The sequence below is a fragment of the Brevibacillus sp. HB2.2 genome (assembly GCF_013284275.1).
In the GTDB taxonomy this organism is placed as follows: Bacteria; Bacillota; Bacilli; order Brevibacillales; family Brevibacillaceae; genus Brevibacillus; species Brevibacillus brevis_D.
On sequence record NZ_JABSUV010000110.1, the window covers coordinates 1 to 620 of the forward strand.

Sequence of the window (620 nt, forward strand, 5' to 3'; positions counted from 1 at the left end):
AAACACTCCGTTTGGTTATTCATTCACACGTTACTATGACGAGGATAGTGTCATTACTACAAAACAGCCAGATGAGTTGCTCTCTCTTGTTAAGTTAAATGGGCTGCCACTAAAAGAAGCGTGGCCCGATATCGAAATCGATATTATTTTCTAGCGCTTTGTCTCGTTAGCAACACAGGTTCAATGCCCGTCACTTCATAGTAACGTCGCTTGATGACATCACAGAATTTCGGATCAAGCTCCATTGTTCTACAGATACGCCCCATCTGTTCACAGGTCATCAGTGTTGATCCACTGCCTCCGAAAAAGTCAGCCACCACGTCATCCTTCTTGCTGCTGTTCCCTATTGGAATGGCCAACAGTTCCAATGGCTTTTGAGTTGGATGGACGTACTTGCTTACATCCCCTCGCGATACCTCCCAGACTGTCTCCGGTTCTTCAATGAGTGAAGGTAATCCTGATTTCCAAACTGTGGTCTGCTTATAGTCTCCGTACCATGCTGGAGCCTGCCCTTTAAGATGAGCATAGAACACTGGCTCATGCTTGAACTTATATTGAGCAAATGACAAAGAAAAAGCGTTCTTAACCCAAATACACTGGGTGCGCGATACTATTCCGGT

The 620-nt window shown here is 45.2% G+C and carries 1 protein-coding gene; it reads right to left on the reverse strand.

What is annotated here, in order from left to right; all coding sequences use genetic code 11:
* Positions 1-143: 143 nt before the first annotated feature.
* Positions 144-620: DNA-methyltransferase (locus tag HP401_RS29530; RefSeq protein WP_173607632.1), on the reverse strand; the 477-nt coding region annotated here is incomplete at its 5' end.